Below are 16763 nucleotides of genomic sequence, written 5' to 3'. Positions count from 1 at the left end.
ATTTGCGTTAACGCCAGGGCTTATAACGTCTGACGTCGCGTGCGCAGGATATTCAGTGCGACTTGTTGACCAAAGGCAGCAATTCATCACGTTTCTTCTCCACGGCCTGGCGACCGGCCTCAATCGCTTCCTGCGCCCGATGAAAATCCAGAGTGGCAATCTGCGGGCAATAAGGCTGGATGATCACATCGGGCGGGTCGCCCGCCATCCGGGTCATCTTCAGCCTGTTTTCCAGAATCTGAATTGACGTGCTCATGATCTCCATCGCCGTCGGCGAGACCACGGTGCGCTGACGTTGCCCCCGCAACAAACGCTCACGAATTTTACCCCGCCAGCTATTGGCAACCTCCCCCACCTCAGGTTCCGGCGCCGTCGGCTTAATCGATAGAAAATCGTGGTGGTTAAGGCTGGCCTCCTGTTGCAAATCAACGGCGATCACAATATCGGCCCCCATAGCCCGGGTCAATGATACCGGCACCGGATTCACCACCGCGCCATCCACCAGCCAATAGCCGTTAAAGCGAACGGGAGATAACAGGCCGGGTATGCTGCAAGACGCTCTGATTGATTGATGCAAATCCCCTTTTGTCAACCAGAGCTCCCGCCCGGTGCTCAGATTGGTCGCCACGGCGCCATATTTAATATCACAATCCTCAATCCGCTGCGTACGTAACAGAAGCTTTACATTATTAAACACTCTGTCGCCGCGCAACAGGCCGCCGCGCTGCCAGGAGAGGTCCATCAGGCGGATAACGTCCCAATAGCCAAATCCGCTGACCCAGCGTTCCATGGCATCCAGCCGGTGCGTCGCATAGGCGGCGCCGACCAAGGCGCCGACGGAACAACCGGCTACCACATCAACTTCAATTCCCAGCTCCTTCAGTGCCTTGATAACACCGATGTGAGCCCATCCTCTGGCGGCTCCGGAACTTAATGCCAGACCAACTTTTATCTGTCGCATGGTTGCCTCATGTGTTTTCATTCTAGCGCACATTGCTACATCCTGAGCTTATTAGGTAACATATCGGCATCCTGAATAGGGATCCCACTATTATTTATCACGTTTTTTATAATTAAGTTTTTTTCAGGAGATGCTGTGCCGGAATCTTGCCCCTGCGGCAGCGGGTCGCCATATCGATCGTGCTGCCAGCCATACCTCAGCCATGCCGCTCAACCCGCCGATCCCGTTACCCTGATGCGCTCCCGCTATACGGCCTATGTCAGACGGGATGTGGATTACCTGATAGCGACCTGGCATCCCGAACTGCAGCCGGAAAAATGGCGCACCGCCATTGCCGAAAGCTGTCAGGATACTCGCTGGCTGGGACTTAGCATATTGGCAACCTCCGCCGGCGGCACGCCGGATGAAGGTTATGTCGAATTCGCCGCCCGCTATTCGTCCGCGACGGACAAACAACGGACGGGATTAATCATGCGCGAGCGCTCACGCTTCCTTCGCCATCATAATCGCTGGTACTATATGGACGGCATTCATCTGCAAACCGGCAGAAACGAGCACTGTCCGTGCGGTTCCGGCAAAAAATACAAAAAGTGTTGCGGACAGTAGGAAACAGAGATTAACCCGCAGTGAATTCCGGCACTGCATTAACATACGGTCGTTATTTTAGTTTTGGACAGGATCCACGTGCTCATGCAACCCCAGAATATACAAAGAAAAGTTTTACGCACCATTTGCCCGGACGCCAAAGGGCTTATCGCCAAAATCACCAATATCTGTTACAAGCACGAACTCAATATCGTGCAAAATAACGAGTTTGTGGATCATCGCACCGGGCGTTTTTTCATGCGCACCGAACTGGAAGGTATCTTCAACGATACCACCCTGCTGGCCGATCTGGACGGCGCGCTTCCCGAGGGCTCGGTTCGAGAACTGACCAGCGCCGGTAACCGCCGGATTGTCATTCTGGTGACCAAGGAAGCCCACTGTCTGGGCGATTTGTTAATGAAAAGCGTCTACGGCGGACTGGATGTCGAAATCGCCGCGGTTATCGGCAACCATGAAACATTACGCACCCTGGTCGAACGGTTTGAGATCCCGTTCCATCTGGTCAGCCATGAGGGGCTTACCCGGGAAGAACACGATCAACAGATGATCGCGCAGATTGACCAGTATCAGCCGGATTACGTGGTGCTGGCGAAATACATGCGGGTGTTGACCCCGGCGTTTGTGCAGCATTATCCCAATCAGGTGATCAACATCCACCACTCATTCCTGCCGGCCTTTATCGGCGCCCGCCCCTATCATCAGGCCTATGAGCGCGGCGTGAAAATCATCGGCGCCACGGCGCACTACGTGAACGACAGCCTGGACGAAGGCCCGATCATCATGCAGGACGTTATTCACGTCGACCATACCTACACCGCCGATGATATGATGCGAGCCGGACGCGACGTAGAGAAAAACGTGTTAAGCCGCGCGCTGTACCGGGTGCTGGCGCAGCGCGTTTTCGTCTATGGGAACCGCACCATTATTCTTTAAATTTGCCGATCGGACATCGTTTTATCTATCAGGATGCGCCGAATGGAATAAAAAATCGGCAAACGGGTTTATTTTTGATATATCAGGCTTTACAGCGGCGCGTCATTTGATATGATGCGCCCCGCTTGAAACGAAAGCATCTTGCAGCAAGGCCAGTGGTGGGGTTCCCGAGCGGCCAAAGGGAGCAGACTGTAAATCTGCCGTCACAGACTTCGAAGGTTCGAATCCTTCCCCCACCACCACTTTTTAAGACTTCTCTGAATTAAATTCCAGCACTCAGCTTTCAGATTCCCGTTGGGGGAAGGTGAGAACCTTCGACCAAGGTTCGACAAAACCGCCAGGTTTTGAACAACGCTTCAGCGTTGGCCCGCAGGGCGAGCCGCGCAGCGGCGAGTTATCCTTCCCCCACCACCACTTCTAAGATTTCCCTGAATTAAATTCCAGCACTCAGCTTTCAGATTCCCGTTGGGGGAAGGTGAGAACCTTCGACCAAGGTTCGGGCGTGGGATTAACTCTTCCAACTCCCCGGCCCGTAAGAAAAAACTGGCAGTTGCCACGACCAGCGGATCGCCGCCAGACGCAGCGACAGGCCAATGGCGAAAGAAACCAGCAGGTTGATATCATGATTCACGTTGAGTGACTTCAACCCCAGATACAGCAGCGCGACCAGCAGCGAAACGCTGGCATAGAGCTCTTTCTTTAATACCATAGGGGTACGGTTACAGAAGATATCGCGCAGAATGCCGCCGAAAATCCCCGTCACAATCCCGGCCATAATCACCACCGTCAGGGAATAATCCAGCGCCAGCGCGACGTTGCAGCCGATAATGGTAAAGGCGATCAGCCCCATGGCGTCCAGCACCAGAAACAGGCGATGCAAATGATGCATAACGCGCGCGATGATAATGGTAAAGAGGCCGGCGCCGACGGTGAGATAGATATAACCGGGGTGTTGCGTCCAGCCGATGGGATAGTTGCCAAGAAGAATGTCGCGCACCGTGCCGCCGCCCAGCGCGGTGATAAACGCAATCATGCCGACGCCGAAAATATCCATATTGCGGCGCCCGGCGGCCAGCGCGCCGGACATGCCTTCAGCGGTGATGGCGATCAGATAGATGTAAGTCAGCACACAATATTTCCTGTGAAATGTGCCCCTCCCTCTGTCCGTTTTACCTGAGAGTTTACGCGGCGCTCGCCGCTTGCCCCTTCGGTGGGTTGTCGCAACAACCTCTCTCCAGTTGGCTGAAATGGAATTCGCAGTATGGCGGCCTGAGCGATTATGGGAGTTTGCGCCTTCGGCGGAGCCTCGATGGCGAAGCTCTCTCTCCTGCGAACTGCGGAGTATACGGGCTACGCCCTCCCGGTTCAATCCGCTATAGGCGAATCTTGTTTACCCGTTGAGCGGCTTCCCACGCCGGCGGTGACTCACCGCCTGAATTTCTGTTACCATCGGGAAACATTTTCATTGAACGGCAGCGAATATGAAGGTTGTTTCTTTTAATATCAATGGGCTAAGAGCGCGTCCGCATCAGTTGGCCGCCATTATCGAACAGCACCGGCCCGACGTGATCGGCCTGCAGGAAACTAAAGTCCATGACGATATGTTTCCCCTGGACGAAGTGAGCCAACATGGCTATCACGTTTTTTATCACGGACAAAAAGGCCACTATGGCGTCGCGCTTTTGTGCAAGACCCCGCCGATTGCCGTGCGCCGCGGTTTTCCGACGGATGAGGAAGACGCCCAGCGCCGCATTATTATGGCGGACTTTGCTACCGAACAGGGGACGCTTACCGTGGTAAACGGCTATTTCCCGCAGGGGGAAAGCCGCGATCATCCGATTAAATTTCCTGCCAAAACGCGCTTTTATCAGGATCTGCAAAACTACATCGAGCAGCACCATCTCGCCGATCGCCCCTTAATCATTATGGGCGATCTCAATATCAGCCCCACCGATCTTGATATCGGTATCGGTGAAGAGAATCGCAAGCGCTGGCTGCGCACCGGGAAATGTTCCTTTTTGCCGGAAGAGCGCGAATGGCTGGCCCGGTTACAGGGCTGGGGGCTTGTCGATACGTTCCGCGCCGCCAACCCGGACTGTAACGACCGTTTTTCATGGTTTGACTATCGTTCCGCCGGTTTCGATACCAACCGGGGCCTGCGTATCGATTTGATACTGGCCAGCCGGCCGCTGGCCGAACGCTGTACCGCTACCGGCATCGACTATGATATCCGGGCGATGGAAAAGCCGTCCGACCATGCGCCGATATGGGCCGAGTTCGCGGTGTAATATAACGACGCGGTGGCGCAGTTCCGCGGCGCGACCGCGCTTAACCGGCGGCGTTTAAGCGTTGACGCTACTGTTTGATCGGCTGCCAAATCAGATTATTGGTCCCCAGGGTCTGTTTATCCCGCACGCACTGCAGGATCACCCCGTCCACTTTCAACACCGCGCCTTCCGTATAGTTACGGTTTTCGTAAACACAACAGCGCATACAATTATTATTCCGCTCCCGCGCGGCGGAGCCGGCGCCCCACGCTTCGGCGGGAACCGGCACCACCACCTCCGTTCCGCCGCGATTCGCCTGCGCCGCCGACGGCAGCGCCAGCACGGCGGCGGCCATAAACCAGCCAGCTAATCCTCTCATTGACTCTGCTCCTTATCTTTGCGTTGCGGCTTGCGCCGCTTTTTACCGCTCACCGGAGGAGCCGTGATGCCCTTGAACGCGCTCACGGCCCGGCTTGCTCTGGCCTGGTGAATCAACTCCTGCAACGTCTGGGTCAGCGGCTGCATAAAATCCTGATAGCGGCACTGCTTTTCGCTGATCTGCGTCAGCGTCGCCTCCCAGTGCGCCGTCATATCCGGATGCGCGGCGCTGTCCGGCAGAGAGTGGATTAATGCCCGCCCCGCCTCGCTGGCATGGATATAACGCCCCTTCTTGAACAGAAACGTACGCTTGAACAGCAGCTCGATAATGCCCGCGCGCGTCGCCTCGGTACCTAAACCATCGGTAGCGCGCAGAATTTTCTTGAGCGCTTTATCCTGCACAAATCGCGCGATGCCCGTCATCGCCGACAGCAGGGTGGCGTCGGTAAACGGCCGCGGGGGCTGGGTTTGCCGCTCCACCACTTCGCCGCGTTCGCACAGCAGTTCGTCGCCTTTGGCGACCACCGGCAGGGGCGTGCCCTCATTCTCTTCATCACGCTCCTTGCCCCCCAGCAGCGTGCGCCAGCCGGCTTCCGCCAGAAAGCGGGCTTTGGCGACAAATTTCCCGCCGGCGATATCCAGATCGATAACGCATTTACGGAACACCGCGTCCGGACAAAACTGCATGATGTACTGGCGGGCGATCAGTCCGTAAACGTTGCGCTCGTTATCCGACAGCGCGGTGTGCGAACTGCGGGCGGTGGGGATAATCGCATGGTGGGCATCCACTTTGCCGTCATCCCAGCAGCGGTTGCGTTTGTCGATATCCATTACCGGCTGCGGCAATAATTCCGGCTGATGCACCGAAATGGCGTTCAGCACCGCATGGCGCCCGGCGAAATGCTCTTCCGGCAGGTAGCGGCTATCGGAACGCGGGTAGGTAATCAGCTTGTGGGTTTCATACAGCTTCTGACAAATATCCAGCACCTGCTGGGCGCTGAGTCCGAAGCGTTTGGCGGCTTCAATCTGCAGCGTCGACAGCGAATAAGGCAGCGGCGCCGTTTCCGACTCGCGTTTATCATTATAGCCGGTCACCCATGCGGGCTGGCCGTCAATGCGCTTGACCACGTGCTCCGCCAGGGAGCGATGCAATAAGCGCCCTTCCTCATCCTGATAAGGCTCGCAGGACTCGCTCGGCTGCCAGAGCGCGACAAACCGTTCGCCGGCGGGGGTGATGATATGGGCTTTAACTTCGAAATAGTCTTTCGACACAAAGTTTTCGATCTCTTCATCCCGGCGAACCACCAGCCCCAGCACCGGCGTTTGTACCCGGCCCACGGACAGCACGCCGTCATAGCCGGCATTACGCCCCAGCAGCGTATAGGCCCGGGTCATATTGATGCCATACAGCCAGTCGGCGCGGGAACGGGCCAGCGCGGAAACGCACAGCGGAATGAATTCCCGGTTCTCGCGCAGCCTGGCCACCGCCCGTTCAACCGCCTGGGGGTTCAGGTCGTTAATCAGGCAGCGGCGCACCTGATGGCGCTTTTCTGGCGGTAGCGAGAGATATTCCAGCACCTCGTCGACCAGCAGCTGTCCTTCACGATCGGGGTCGCCCGCGTGAATGATTTCATCGGCTTCCAGCAGTAATTTTTTGATGGCGTTAAGCTGTTTGCTCACCGACGGACGGGGCTGCAGCAGCCACTTCTGGGGAACGATCGGTAAATCGGCCAACGACCAGCGAGCATAGCGCGCGTCGTAAACGTCGGGCTGCGCCTGCTCAAGCAGGTGCCCGATGCACCAGGTCACCACATCGTCCTGACCGCAGGCAATAAAACCATCGCCGCGTCGATGCGGTTTAGGCAACACATCCGCAATCGCCCGCGCGAGGCTGGGCTTTTCGGCAATAAAAAGTCGCATTACGCACCATTACGCTGAAAGAGTGTTTCCAACCGCCGCTGTGCCGAACAGGGAAGCGGCAACGAGGAGCGAAGACCTTTCACTGCGCGTTTATCAGAAATAACGGACGAATTTTTCACGCTCAAGGGGCGTCACCTTGGTGGATGCCTTTAGCTGCGGCGTCCCGAGATAGAGGAAGCCGACGATCTCGTCCTGCTCGCGGCAATGAAAAGCCTCGCGCACCAGCGGGTGATGCGTCCAGGCGCCGCTGCGCCAGATGCCGTTGAACCCCTGCGCCAGCGCGGCCATTTGCATCGCCTGTACCGCGCAGCCGGCGGAAACCACCTGCTCCCAGCGCGGAACTTTGGGATTTTCCGCGCAGTGCGCCACCACGGTAATAATCAGCGGCGCGCGGAACGGCGCCAGACGGGCTTTTTCTATCCCGGCTTCATCCATCCCCGCCTGCTGCGCCGCATCGCTCAACAGCGCGCTAAAACGCGCCAGCCCTTCATTTTCAATCACAAAGAAGCGCCAGGGCTGTAAGGTTCCGTGATCGGGAGCGCGCATACCGGCGTGGATAATATTGTTCAGCGCCGCGCCCGAAGGTGCGGGCGTTGTCAGGCGGGAAGCCGAACGGCGATTAAGTAACAGTTCGAGAGCATCCATCGCACATCTCCTGTATTACAATCTGGTTTCTGTGATAAGGCGATATTGCGCGCCACGGTAGCACAAGTAGAAGTTTTGTTACAAGATAGCCCCACCCCGGCGCCTTGCGGGCACTATTTAATGCTGACTTTTAAGCGTCCGCTCTTTAGGATATTAAGCTGTTTTCCCGTTTTCGGAGATGTTATGCGCACATTGTGGCGAATTTTTAGCGGATTTTTTAAGTGGACATGGCGTCTGCTTAATTTTATCAGAGAATTTATTCTCAATATTTTTCTTATCGCGCTCATTCTTATCGGAGTCGGGATCTATACGCAATTCAACAGCAAGCCGGCGGAAACCGCCCGCGGCGCCTTGCTGATCGACCTCACCGGCGTGGTGGTCGATCAGCCCAGCATGAATAATAAGCTGCGTCAGCTGGGGCGTGAGTTTTTCGGCGCATCCAGCAACCGCCGCCAGGAAAACTCCCTGTTTGATATTGTCGACAGCATTCGGCAGGCGAAAGCCGATGATAATATTACCGGCATCGTGCTGGATCTGAGCGACTTTACCGGCGCGGACCAGCCATCGCTGCAGTACATCGGTAAAGCCCTGCGGGAATTCCGCGACGGCGGCAAACCCATCTACGCCGTGGGCGATAGCTATAATCAGGCGCAATATTATCTGGCCAGTTTCGCCAATACGGTGGCGCTGACCCCGCAGGGCAGCGTGGACCTGCATGGTTTCGCCACCAACAATCTCTACTTCAAATCCCTGCTCGACAAGCTGAAAGTCACCACCAATATATTCCGCGTCGGAACCTATAAATCCGCGGTCGAACCCTACCTGCGCGATGATATGTCCCCGGAGGCCAAAGAAGCGGACGGCCGCTGGATTAACACCCTCTGGCAGCACTATCTGAACACCGTCGCCGCCAACCGGCAGATAACCCCGCAGCAGCTGTTCCCCGGCGCCGTCGGTATTCTCTCCGCGCTACAGGCGGTGCAAGGCGACACCGCCCGCTATGCCTTGCAGAATAAACTGGTGGATGAAGTGACTTCCCGTTCCGTTATCGAGCAAACGCTGGTAAAAGCGTTCGGCTGGAATAACAAAACCAATAACTTCAATTTCATCAGCATTTACGACTATGCGCCCAAGCCGGCGGTGCAGAACAATAATCAGATAGCGGTGATTTTTGCCAACGGCGCCATTATTGACGGCCCGGAAACGCCGGGAATGGTGGGCGGCGATACCACGGCCGCCCAGATCCGCGCCGCGCGTCTCGATCCCAAGGTCAAGGCGGTCGTGCTGCGCGTCAATAGCCCCGGCGGCAGCGTGACGGCATCGGAAATGATCCGCTCCGAGCTGATGGCGGTACGCCTGGCCGGCAAACCGGTGGTGGTTTCCATGGGCGGTATGGCGGCATCGGGCGGCTACTGGATTTCAACGCCGGCAAACGCCATTATCGCCAGCCCCAGCACCCTCACCGGCTCTATCGGCATCTTCGGGGTAATCAACACCGTTGAAAACTCTCTGGAAAGCATCGGCGTGCACACCGACGGCGTAGCCACTTCGCCGCTGGCCGACCTGTCGATCACCAAATCGCTGCCGCCCGAATTCAGCCAGCTGGTTCAGTTAAGCATTGAGCGCGGGTATAAGAATTTTATCGATATCGTCGCTCAGGCTCGCAAAAAAACGCCGGAGCAGATCGATCAGATCGCTCAGGGACACGTGTGGATCGGCAGCGACGCCAAAGAGAATGGCCTGGTGGACCAGTTAGGGGATTTTGACGATGCGGTGAAAAAAGCCGCCGAACTGGCAAAACTGGGGCAATACCAGCTTAGCTGGTTTGCCGAACAGCCCAGCCTGTTTGACGCCATGCTGAACCAGATTAACGCCTCGGTTTATGCCTGGCTGCCCGGCACCGTTCAGTCGCTGCTGCCCGCACCGGCGGCGCAGCTGGCCGAAGTGGTTCGGGCGCAGCCGTCCATTATGCATAACCTTAACGACCCGCAGCATCGTTACGCGCTCTGCCTCACCTGCGGCGAAGTGCAGGTGCGGTAAAGCCGTTCGGTCCGGCATAGCCATTTTTATGGCTATGCCGCTTTCTCTCTTTGGTCATCTCTATCGTCTTTCATATCTATGCGCAAAAAATCCATTTACGTCGCCTATACCGGCGGCACCATCGGCATGCAGCGTTCCGCCAACGGCTATATTCCCGTCTCCGGCTACTTACAGCGGCAGCTGGCGCAGATGCCGGAATTTCATCGTGCCGAAATGCCGGCGTTTACTATTCATGAATATCAGCCATTGATTGATTCCTCCGATACCACGCCGGCGGACTGGCAAACCATCGCCAACGATATTCAGCAGCATTACGGCGACTATGACGGTTTTGTTATTTTGCACGGCACCGACACCATGGCGTTTACCGCGTCGGCGCTCTCTTTCATGTTGCAGAATCTCTCCAGGCCGGTAATAGTGACAGGGTCACAGATTCCGCTGGCGGAATTACGTTCCGACGGGCAAACCAACCTGCTGAATGCGCTGTATATTGCCGCCAATCACCCGGTCAATGAGGTCGCGCTGTTTTTCAATAACAAACTGTGGCGCGGCAATCGCACCACCAAGGCCCATGCCGATGGGTTTGATGCGTTCGCCTCGCCTAATTATCCGCCGCTGCTGGAAGCCGGTATTCATATCCGCCGCCTGGCGCCGATGGCGTCAGACGAGAACCGTCCTCCGCTGCGCGTTCATTCCATTACGCCCCAGCCTATCGGGGTGATTACCATTTATCCGGGTATCTCGGCGGACGTGGTGAGCAACTTTCTGCGCCAGCCGGTAAAAGCGCTGATACTGCGCTCTTACGGCGTGGGCAACGCGCCGCAAAGCCCCGGCTTGCTGAATGAGTTGCGTCAGGCGGCGGAACGCGGCATCGTGGTGGTTAACCTGACGCAGTGCTTCTCCGGGCGGGTTGATATGGGCGGCTACGCCACGGGTAATGCGCTGGCGCAGGCCGGCGTGATCAGCGGTTTTGATATGACCGTCGAAGCCGCGCTGACGAAACTGCACTATCTGCTCAGCCGGCCGGACCTCGACCCTGAGCAAATTCGGCGGCTGATGCAGCAAAATCTGCGCGGCGAACTGAGCGATAAAGACTAAATCCGTCACGAGGCCAACCATGAACAGAGCGCTATTGTTAATTGATTTGCAAAATGATTTCTGTCCCGGCGGCGCATTGGCGGTGGCCGAGGGCGATCGGGTGATTGAGGTGGCGAATCGCGCCATCGCCGCCTGCGCCGCGGCGAACATCCCGGTCATTGCCAGCCAGGACTGGCACCCGGCCGATCACGGCAGCTTCGCGATCAACGCCAACGCCGCCGTGGGGGAAACCGGCGAGCTGGACGGCCTGCCCCAGGTCTGGTGGCCGGTACACTGCGTTCAGCATCAGCCGGGGGCGCAGTTTCATCCGGCGTTGAACCGGCAGGCGATTGAATGGGTGGTACGCAAAGGCACCCAGGCCGATATTGATAGCTATAGCGCGTTTTTTGATAACGGGCACCGCGCTAAAACCGCGCTCGACGACTGGCTACGGACGCGGAACATTACTCGCCTGACCGTGATGGGCATCGCCACGGACTATTGCGTGAAATTCAGCGTGCTGGACGCCCTCGAACTGGGCTATAAAACCGAGGTGCTGGTGGATGGATGCCGCGGCGTCAATCTTGACCCGCAGGACAGCCAGGCGGCGCTGGCGGAAATGCAGCGGCGCGGCGCGAAGCTTGTCGATCTGCAAAGCTTCGTTGCCGGGCTGGCGTCCGGCGGCTAACGCCGCCGTCTCGGCGCAGGTCCGTCGCCCTTCCCCCCGGCCTGCGTTTAGCCTTGCATTTTTATCTTCACCACGGCGGGTTCACTGAACTGCTGCTTCAGCTGTTGTTTGCTTTTTATCACAATCTCGCCGTCGGGGCCGATGGTCATATGCTCCGCCTGTTGATTATGGCGAGCCTGCCACAGCATCACCATTTGCAGACAATTCTCTTTCTGTTGCGCGGACAAAGCGACGCCGTCCGGCCATTTGCCCAACTCCACCGCCGTTGCCAGCCGTTGATAAATTTCCGGCGTCATGGCGTCAATCAGATCGTCGAGTTGCATCCTTTATCTCCCCGCATGCGGTTTTGCTGCCATATTTATCGCTATAAACGCTTGGCTGAAACGATTAAGCTAGGTTACAATTCAGGTCGGGTAGCCAGCTTGCACCGGTGGCCGATTTAGCCGTCAACCCGCTCGCCATCTACGTCGTCGATAAAGCTGAGCGACGCGGAATTAACGCAGTAGCGCTCCCCCGTGGTCTGCGGACCATCAGGGAATACGTGGCCCAGATGCGCGTCGCAGTTACCGCAGCGAATCTCGATGCGCCGCATGTTGTGGGCGTTATCTTCAAGATAGCGGATGACGTCGGATGAGACCGGCTGGTCGAAACTCGGCCAACCGCACCCTGAGTCGTACTTGTTATCCGAATAGAACAGCGGCTTCTGGCAGCACAGGCAGTGGTAAATACCCGTGCGCTTATTGTGCAGCAGCTTGCCGGAATAAGCGGGTTCGGTGCCCCGCTGTTGGGTCACATAGCGCTGCATTTCCGTCAGTTGTTCTGCATCTGGCGGTGTTTGTTGAGAGGGATCGTCGCTCATAGTCGCCTCACTGCGTGTGTTAGCTATTAAATTGATCATTAATTATAACAAAAAATTAACAACTTTACAGGCCATTTTGGCTTAATATAATAGCTGTTGTCGGGGCGAATATTTAATTGTGACCTTTATCGCAATTCTGGATGGGACGGAGTTTATATGATGCTCTCAGAGCCGGTATCCGTCTGAAATGTTCTTTATTTACAAGCACTGGCGGATTTTCGTGCAAGGGTTGGCGGCAGGTTTGACTTACAGCAACTATTGACACGATTCCGCTTGACGCCCAGCAAGGTTTTTGTAATTTTACAACCAACCTTTTATTCACTAACCAATATCTGGTGGAATATATGACTATCAAAGTAGGTATCAACGGTTTTGGCCGCATCGGCCGTATTGTTTTCCGCGCTGCACAGGAACGTTCCGACATCGAAATCGTCGCGATCAACGATCTGTTAGACGCTGAATACATGGCGTATATGTTGAAGTATGACTCTACCCATGGCCGTTTCAACGGCACCGTTGAAGTTAAAGATGGCCACCTGGTTGTTAACGGTAAAACGATTCGTGTCACCTCAGAGCGCGATCCTGCGAACCTGAAGTGGAACGAAGTCAACGTTGATGTTGTCGCTGAAGCAACCGGTCTGTTCCTGACTGACGAAACCGCGCGTAAACACATCACCGCCGGCGCCAAAAAAGTGGTGCTGACCGGTCCGTCCAAAGACAGCACCCCGATGTTCGTTATCGGCGTTAACCATAAAAGCTACGACGGCCAGGATATCGTTTCCAACGCATCCTGTACCACCAACTGCCTGGCGCCGCTGGCCAAAGTCATCAACGACAACTTCGGTATCGTTGAAGCGCTGATGACCACCGTTCACGCCACCACCGCAACGCAGAAAACCGTTGACGGCCCGTCTCACAAAGACTGGCGCGGCGGCCGCGGCGCATCTCAGAACATCATCCCGTCTTCTACCGGCGCAGCGAAAGCGGTCGGCAAGGTTATTCCTGAACTGAACGGCAAACTGACCGGTATGGCGTTCCGCGTTCCTACCCCGAACGTATCCGTTGTCGACCTGACCGCCCGTCTGGAAAAACCGGCTTCTTACAAAGAAATCTGTGCCGCCATCAAAGCCGCTTCCGAAGGCGAACTGAAAGGCGTTCTGGGTTACACCGAAGATGACGTGGTTTCCACCGATTTCAACGGCGAAAAACTGACTTCCGTCTTCGACGCGAAAGCCGGTATCGCGCTGAGCGACAACTTTGTGAAACTGGTTTCCTGGTACGATAACGAAACCGGCTACTCCAACAAAGTTCTGGATCTGATCGCCCATATCTCCAAGTAAGTCTGGGTAATGATTCAATGATGAAGGGCGGCCCTGGGGCCGCCCTTTTTACTTGCTGATTAACAACAACCAAAAAACTTCCGGGAGAAGTTTTTGACGTCGCGTTAGCGACGACCCACAGGGTGGCGGCCATGGATGGCACGCCACAAAAAAAGGCAACATCATGAATGATAAGATTTTCGCGCTTCCCATCAGCAAACCCGTTACGGCAACCGTAAGCCAACGGCAGCTGGATCAACTGCCGGTCATCGTGGTCGAACACCCGCAGGTTCGCGCGGCGGTGGCATTACAGGGCGCCCATCTGTTGAGCTGGCAGCCGACGGGCGAAGCGCCGGTGTTGTGGCTGAGCGACAACACCGCGTTCACCGAACAGGTGGCGATCCGCGGCGGGATCCCCATCTGCTTTCCGTGGTTCGGCCCCTTTTCCTCCCCCAACCACGGCTTTGCACGTCTGCTGCCGTGGGAGTTCACCTCCCATAGCGAAGACGAACACGGCGTGCAGCTCGCCTTCACGCTGCGCGACAATGCGCAGACCCGGGAATACTGGCCGCACGAATTTACCCTGATCGCGCGTTTCACTCTGGGGAAAGAGAGCCGTATCGAACTGGAAGCCCATGGCGATTACAGCATCACCAGCGCCCTGCACACTTATTTCCATATCGGGGATATCGGCCGGATCGCCATCGGCGGCCTGGGGGAACAGTTTATCGATAAAGTGAATCAGGGCGAGATCGCGTATCAGCAAGGCGATTTGGTCTTTACCGGCCGTACGGACCGCATCTACACCCATCCGCAGACTATTAGCGTTATTAATGACCCGGCGTTGCAGCGCACGATTGAAGTGCACCACGCCCACCACAGCGACGTGGTGTCATGGAACCCGGGCGCGGAATTATCGCACACCATCGGCGATATGACCGACGACGGCTATAAAACCTTCGTCTGCGTGGAAACCGCGCGCATTAATCAGCCTTTTACCGCCACGCTGCGCTCCCCCGCCCGGCTGTCCGCCACCCTGCGCATCAGGAAAACGGCATAATCGCCGGATGGCGGATAATCGCCCGATCATCCGCCATTATCTACGCGCTCCGGAGCGTATCAGACAATATCCAGAGGCTGTTTGCGCCGCGGCGGCGGAAATGCCTGATCCAGCTGCGCAAGCGCCTCCGGCGACAGCACAATATCCAGTACCTGCGCATTCTGTTTAACGTGCGTTTCGCTGCTGGCTTTGGGAATGGCTATCACTCCTGGCTGGCGGATAACCCAGGCCAGGAGAACCTGGGCCGGAGTGATGTCATGCTGCCTGGCGACGGCGTTAACCACCGGGTGGGCAAACAGCCCGTCGCGCAACCGCCCCGCCTGGGCAATCGGGCAATACGCCATCACCGGCACCCGTTGTTGCCGGCACCACGGCAGCAGATCGAACTCGATACCGCGCGACGCCAGATGGTACAGCACCTGATCGGTCATGCACGCCTCGCCCCCTTCCAGCGACCACAGCTCGCGCATATCATCAACATCAAGATTGGATACGCCCCAGCGGCGGATCTTGCCGCTGCGCTGCAGCTGCCCCATGGCGGAGATGGTATCACTCAGCGGGATGCCGCCGCGCCAATGCAGCAAATAGAGATCGATATAATCGGTTTGCAGACGCTTCAGGCTCTGCTCGCAGGCGTTAACCGCCTTCTGGCCGCCGGCGTTGTGCGGATAAACCTTGGAAACCAGATACACCCCGTCGCGTCGCCCGCGAATCGCCTCTCCGACGACCTCTTCCGCCCCGCCACGGGCATACATTTCCGCGGTGTCGATCAGCGTCAGCCCCTGGTCGATACCCGCCTGAAGCGCCTTGACCTCCTGCGCTCTGGCTGCGGCATTCTCCCCCATAAACCAGGTTCCCTGCCCGACCGCCGGCACTGTGCTTCCGTCCGGAAAACCGACTTCTTTTATCGCCATTATCCTTTCTCCTGTAACCAATAGCGCGCCACGCCAATGCGCCATTAAAGTGCAAATGGAGTGATATCACCCCATTTTAGTGCAATCGGCGCACCATCTGTCGACCGGCTTTAGAACCGGTAGCTGACGCCCAGGCTCAATAATGCGCTATAGCTGCTATCGACTATCGGGCTATCCTTCGCCTCGTCGGACAGACGGGTATAGCGGCCCACCGCCCAGGCGCTCCAGCTGGGATTTATCTGATAATTGGCGCTGAGCTCGACATAGGGCGCCCAGCCATCCCCGGGACGGTAGCGATTAAACCCGGAGCGCGCCGACTCCTTACTGCTGACGCCATAGTAATAACGGTTTATATTTTCACTGAACCAGCTGGCGCCGATGCCGGGAGTAATATTCAGATCGCCCAGCGTAAAGCGATAAAGATAGGCGCTATCCCAGATAAGGCCGTTGCTGTAGTCCAGCGTATCGCCGGCCAGTACGGTGCGAATTTGCCCCCACTCGGCGATATGCTCATAGGCCGCCCCGGCCATCAGCGTGCCGCGCCGCTTATCCAACTGCTTCATCCGGACGTCATCGCTGTCGCCGGGCTTGAACCCCAACGGTAGATAGTACGCGGTCAGCGATAGCTTGTTGGCGCCGTCATTCCACAAATAGTATCCGCCCCCCAGGCCGCGAAAATAAAAGCTTTCACTTTCATAATTCAACATCGGCAACGGGTAAACGTGATTATCGTCACCGCGATAGACGGACGTCGACCCTGCGGCCCCCAGCCCCAGGGAAACCTCCGCAGCATAGGCTGCGGGGAGCGCCGCGGCGGCCGACGCCAGCGCGACTGACAGACATAGTTGAAATTTCTTCACAATTTTTTCCTATACAGATATACATCGTTAAAAATGATGCTGCGGCCGTTGGTGTTTTTCTCTGCGCGTCTTAATAAAAATAAGACAAGAGAATAACTTATACCAATATTGTCTCTACCTTATGTGCAACAGGCGTTATTCTGCTTCAAGACCCGCCACGCTGGATGTTACACGCTATTGCCAGGAAGTGAGTCATTGAAATGTCTTAAAAAGATGTCTGCTCAGGAGAGGAAATT

17 protein-coding genes, 1 tRNA gene, 1 other RNA gene and 1 riboswitch are annotated in these 16763 nt (G+C 56.6%); of the genes, 10 read left to right on the top strand and 9 right to left on the bottom strand.

Annotation, left to right across the window (positions count from 1 at the left end; genetic code table 11):
- Positions 1-52: 52 nt before the first annotated feature.
- Positions 53-961: a patatin-like phospholipase RssA gene (gene rssA, locus MFP24_RS23090; RefSeq protein ID WP_249232339.1), complete on the bottom strand. Its 909-nt coding sequence runs from the start codon at positions 959-961 to the stop codon at positions 53-55.
- Positions 962-1096: 135 nt separating this feature from the next.
- Here rssA and MFP24_RS23085 point away from each other — a divergent pair, with 135 nt between their 5' ends.
- From MFP24_RS23085 to MFP24_RS23070, 4 genes are all read left to right on the top strand, one after another.
- Positions 1097-1567, top strand: a complete 471-nt coding sequence (locus MFP24_RS23085; RefSeq protein ID WP_249232340.1) for a YchJ family protein — start codon at positions 1097-1099, stop codon at positions 1565-1567.
- Between the two features lie 84 nt (positions 1568-1651).
- Positions 1652-2500, top strand: coding sequence for a formyltetrahydrofolate deformylase (gene purU, locus MFP24_RS23080; protein WP_249232341.1), 849 nt, complete (start codon positions 1652-1654; stop codon positions 2498-2500).
- A 157-nt stretch (positions 2501-2657) separates the two neighbouring features.
- A tRNA-Tyr gene (locus MFP24_RS23075) sits at positions 2658-2742 on the top strand.
- 42 nt (positions 2743-2784) lie between these two features.
- A non-coding RNA gene (locus MFP24_RS23070) (RtT sRNA) lies at positions 2785-2914 on the top strand.
- 94 nt (positions 2915-3008) lie between these two features.
- Here the strand turns inward: MFP24_RS23070 and MFP24_RS23065 are convergent.
- Entirely contained in the window at positions 3009-3629 is a 621-nt protein-coding gene (locus MFP24_RS23065; RefSeq protein ID WP_249232342.1) for a trimeric intracellular cation channel family protein, read from the bottom strand.
- Between the two features lie 118 nt (positions 3630-3747).
- Positions 3748-3840: riboswitch (glycine riboswitch) on the bottom strand.
- Positions 3841-3981: 141 nt separating this feature from the next.
- Between MFP24_RS23065 and xthA the strand changes: the two genes are divergently transcribed.
- The gene (gene xthA, locus MFP24_RS23060; protein WP_249232343.1) at positions 3982-4788 is read left to right on the top strand and encodes an exodeoxyribonuclease III; all 807 of its coding nucleotides are present in this window, start codon (positions 3982-3984) and stop codon (positions 4786-4788) included.
- Between the two features lie 67 nt (positions 4789-4855).
- Here xthA and MFP24_RS23055 read toward each other — a convergent pair whose 3' ends face one another.
- The 3 genes from MFP24_RS23055 to MFP24_RS23045 form a co-directional block, all read right to left on the bottom strand.
- On the bottom strand, positions 4856-5146 hold the full coding sequence (locus tag MFP24_RS23055) for a DUF1496 domain-containing protein (RefSeq protein WP_249232344.1): 291 nt from the start codon (positions 5144-5146) through the stop codon (positions 4856-4858).
- Positions 5143-7065: a DNA topoisomerase III gene (locus MFP24_RS23050; protein ID WP_249232345.1), complete on the bottom strand. Its 1923-nt coding sequence runs from the start codon at positions 7063-7065 to the stop codon at positions 5143-5145. The genes MFP24_RS23055 and MFP24_RS23050 overlap by 4 nt, the downstream gene beginning before the upstream one ends.
- 93 nt (positions 7066-7158) lie before the next feature.
- A complete protein-coding gene (locus MFP24_RS23045) occupies positions 7159-7710 on the bottom strand; it encodes an NAD(P)H nitroreductase (protein ID WP_249232346.1) in 552 nt (183 codons plus the stop codon).
- 183 nt (positions 7711-7893) lie between these two features.
- On the opposite strand from MFP24_RS23045, the gene sppA reads away from it, so the two are divergent.
- The 3 genes from sppA to pncA all read left to right on the top strand — a co-directional run bounded on the left by sppA (position 7894) and on the right by pncA (position 11515).
- Entirely contained in the window at positions 7894-9750 is a 1857-nt protein-coding gene (sppA, locus tag MFP24_RS23040; protein WP_249232347.1) for a signal peptide peptidase SppA, read from the top strand.
- Between the two features lie 78 nt (positions 9751-9828).
- Complete coding sequence (gene ansA / locus MFP24_RS23035; RefSeq protein WP_249232348.1) at positions 9829-10848, top strand: asparaginase; 1020 nt, start codon at positions 9829-9831, stop codon at positions 10846-10848.
- 19 nt (positions 10849-10867) lie between these two features.
- Positions 10868-11515, top strand: a complete 648-nt coding sequence (pncA, locus tag MFP24_RS23030) for a bifunctional nicotinamidase/pyrazinamidase (RefSeq protein WP_249232349.1) — start codon at positions 10868-10870, stop codon at positions 11513-11515.
- A 47-nt stretch (positions 11516-11562) separates the two neighbouring features.
- On the opposite strand, the gene MFP24_RS23025 is transcribed toward pncA, so the two are convergent.
- Together MFP24_RS23025 and msrB are read right to left on the bottom strand one after the other, a co-directional pair.
- Complete coding sequence (locus MFP24_RS23025; protein WP_249232350.1) at positions 11563-11838, bottom strand: YeaC family protein; 276 nt, start codon at positions 11836-11838, stop codon at positions 11563-11565.
- 116 nt (positions 11839-11954) lie between these two features.
- Positions 11955-12374 (bottom strand): peptide-methionine (R)-S-oxide reductase MsrB, encoded by a 420-nt coding sequence (msrB, locus tag MFP24_RS23020; RefSeq protein WP_249232351.1) that lies wholly within the window; start codon positions 12372-12374, stop codon positions 11955-11957.
- A 344-nt stretch (positions 12375-12718) separates the two neighbouring features.
- Between msrB and gapA the strand changes: the two genes are divergently transcribed.
- Both gapA and MFP24_RS23010 read left to right on the top strand, forming a co-directional pair.
- The gene (gapA, locus tag MFP24_RS23015) at positions 12719-13714 is read left to right on the top strand and encodes a glyceraldehyde-3-phosphate dehydrogenase (RefSeq protein WP_249232352.1); all 996 of its coding nucleotides are present in this window, start codon (positions 12719-12721) and stop codon (positions 13712-13714) included.
- A 163-nt stretch (positions 13715-13877) separates the two neighbouring features.
- Positions 13878-14753 (top strand): D-hexose-6-phosphate mutarotase, encoded by an 876-nt coding sequence (locus tag MFP24_RS23010; protein WP_249232353.1) that lies wholly within the window; start codon positions 13878-13880, stop codon positions 14751-14753.
- 59 nt (positions 14754-14812) lie between these two features.
- Here MFP24_RS23010 and MFP24_RS23005 read toward each other — a convergent pair whose 3' ends face one another.
- Both MFP24_RS23005 and MFP24_RS23000 read right to left on the bottom strand, forming a co-directional pair.
- Positions 14813-15667 carry an aldo/keto reductase gene (locus MFP24_RS23005; protein WP_249232354.1) on the bottom strand — a complete coding sequence of 285 codons (855 nt, stop codon included), beginning with the start codon at positions 15665-15667 and terminating at the stop codon, positions 14813-14815.
- A gap of 110 nt (positions 15668-15777) precedes the next feature.
- Positions 15778-16527, bottom strand: a complete 750-nt coding sequence (locus MFP24_RS23000; RefSeq protein WP_249232355.1) for a MipA/OmpV family protein — start codon at positions 16525-16527, stop codon at positions 15778-15780.
- Positions 16528-16763 lie beyond the last annotated feature (236 nt).

It is taken from the genome of Brenneria tiliae (genome assembly GCF_023347575.1).
Classification (GTDB): domain Bacteria; phylum Pseudomonadota; class Gammaproteobacteria; order Enterobacterales; family Enterobacteriaceae; genus Brenneria; species Brenneria corticis.
Note: the sequence above shows the minus strand (reverse complement) of the source record. Positions and strands in the feature narration are given on the sequence as shown.

Bases quoted from the DNA above. Each gene is read 5' to 3' on its own strand.
- rssA (WP_249232339.1), bottom strand. From the start codon at position 961: ATGCGACAGATAAAAGTTGGTCTGGCATTAAGTTCCGGAGCCGCCAGA.
- purU (WP_249232341.1), top strand. From the start codon at position 1,652: ATGCAACCCCAGAATATACAAAGAAAAGTTTTACGCACCATTTGCCCG.
- xthA (WP_249232343.1), top strand. From the start codon at position 3,982: ATGAAGGTTGTTTCTTTTAATATCAATGGGCTAAGAGCGCGTCCGCAT.
- MFP24_RS23055 (WP_249232344.1), bottom strand. From the start codon at position 5,146: ATGAGAGGATTAGCTGGCTGGTTTATGGCCGCCGCCGTGCTGGCGCTG.
- MFP24_RS23050 (WP_249232345.1), bottom strand. From the start codon at position 7,065: ATGCGACTTTTTATTGCCGAAAAGCCCAGCCTCGCGCGGGCGATTGCG.
- MFP24_RS23045 (WP_249232346.1), bottom strand. From the start codon at position 7,710: ATGGATGCTCTCGAACTGTTACTTAATCGCCGTTCGGCTTCCCGCCTG.
- sppA (WP_249232347.1), top strand. From the start codon at position 7,894: ATGCGCACATTGTGGCGAATTTTTAGCGGATTTTTTAAGTGGACATGG.
- ansA (WP_249232348.1), top strand. From the start codon at position 9,829: ATGCGCAAAAAATCCATTTACGTCGCCTATACCGGCGGCACCATCGGC.
- pncA (WP_249232349.1), top strand. From the start codon at position 10,868: ATGAACAGAGCGCTATTGTTAATTGATTTGCAAAATGATTTCTGTCCC.
- MFP24_RS23025 (WP_249232350.1), bottom strand. From the start codon at position 11,838: ATGCAACTCGACGATCTGATTGACGCCATGACGCCGGAAATTTATCAA.
- msrB (WP_249232351.1), bottom strand. From the start codon at position 12,374: ATGAGCGACGATCCCTCTCAACAAACACCGCCAGATGCAGAACAACTG.
- gapA (WP_249232352.1), top strand. From the start codon at position 12,719: ATGACTATCAAAGTAGGTATCAACGGTTTTGGCCGCATCGGCCGTATT.
- MFP24_RS23010 (WP_249232353.1), top strand. From the start codon at position 13,878: ATGAATGATAAGATTTTCGCGCTTCCCATCAGCAAACCCGTTACGGCA.
- MFP24_RS23005 (WP_249232354.1), bottom strand. From the start codon at position 15,667: ATGGCGATAAAAGAAGTCGGTTTTCCGGACGGAAGCACAGTGCCGGCG.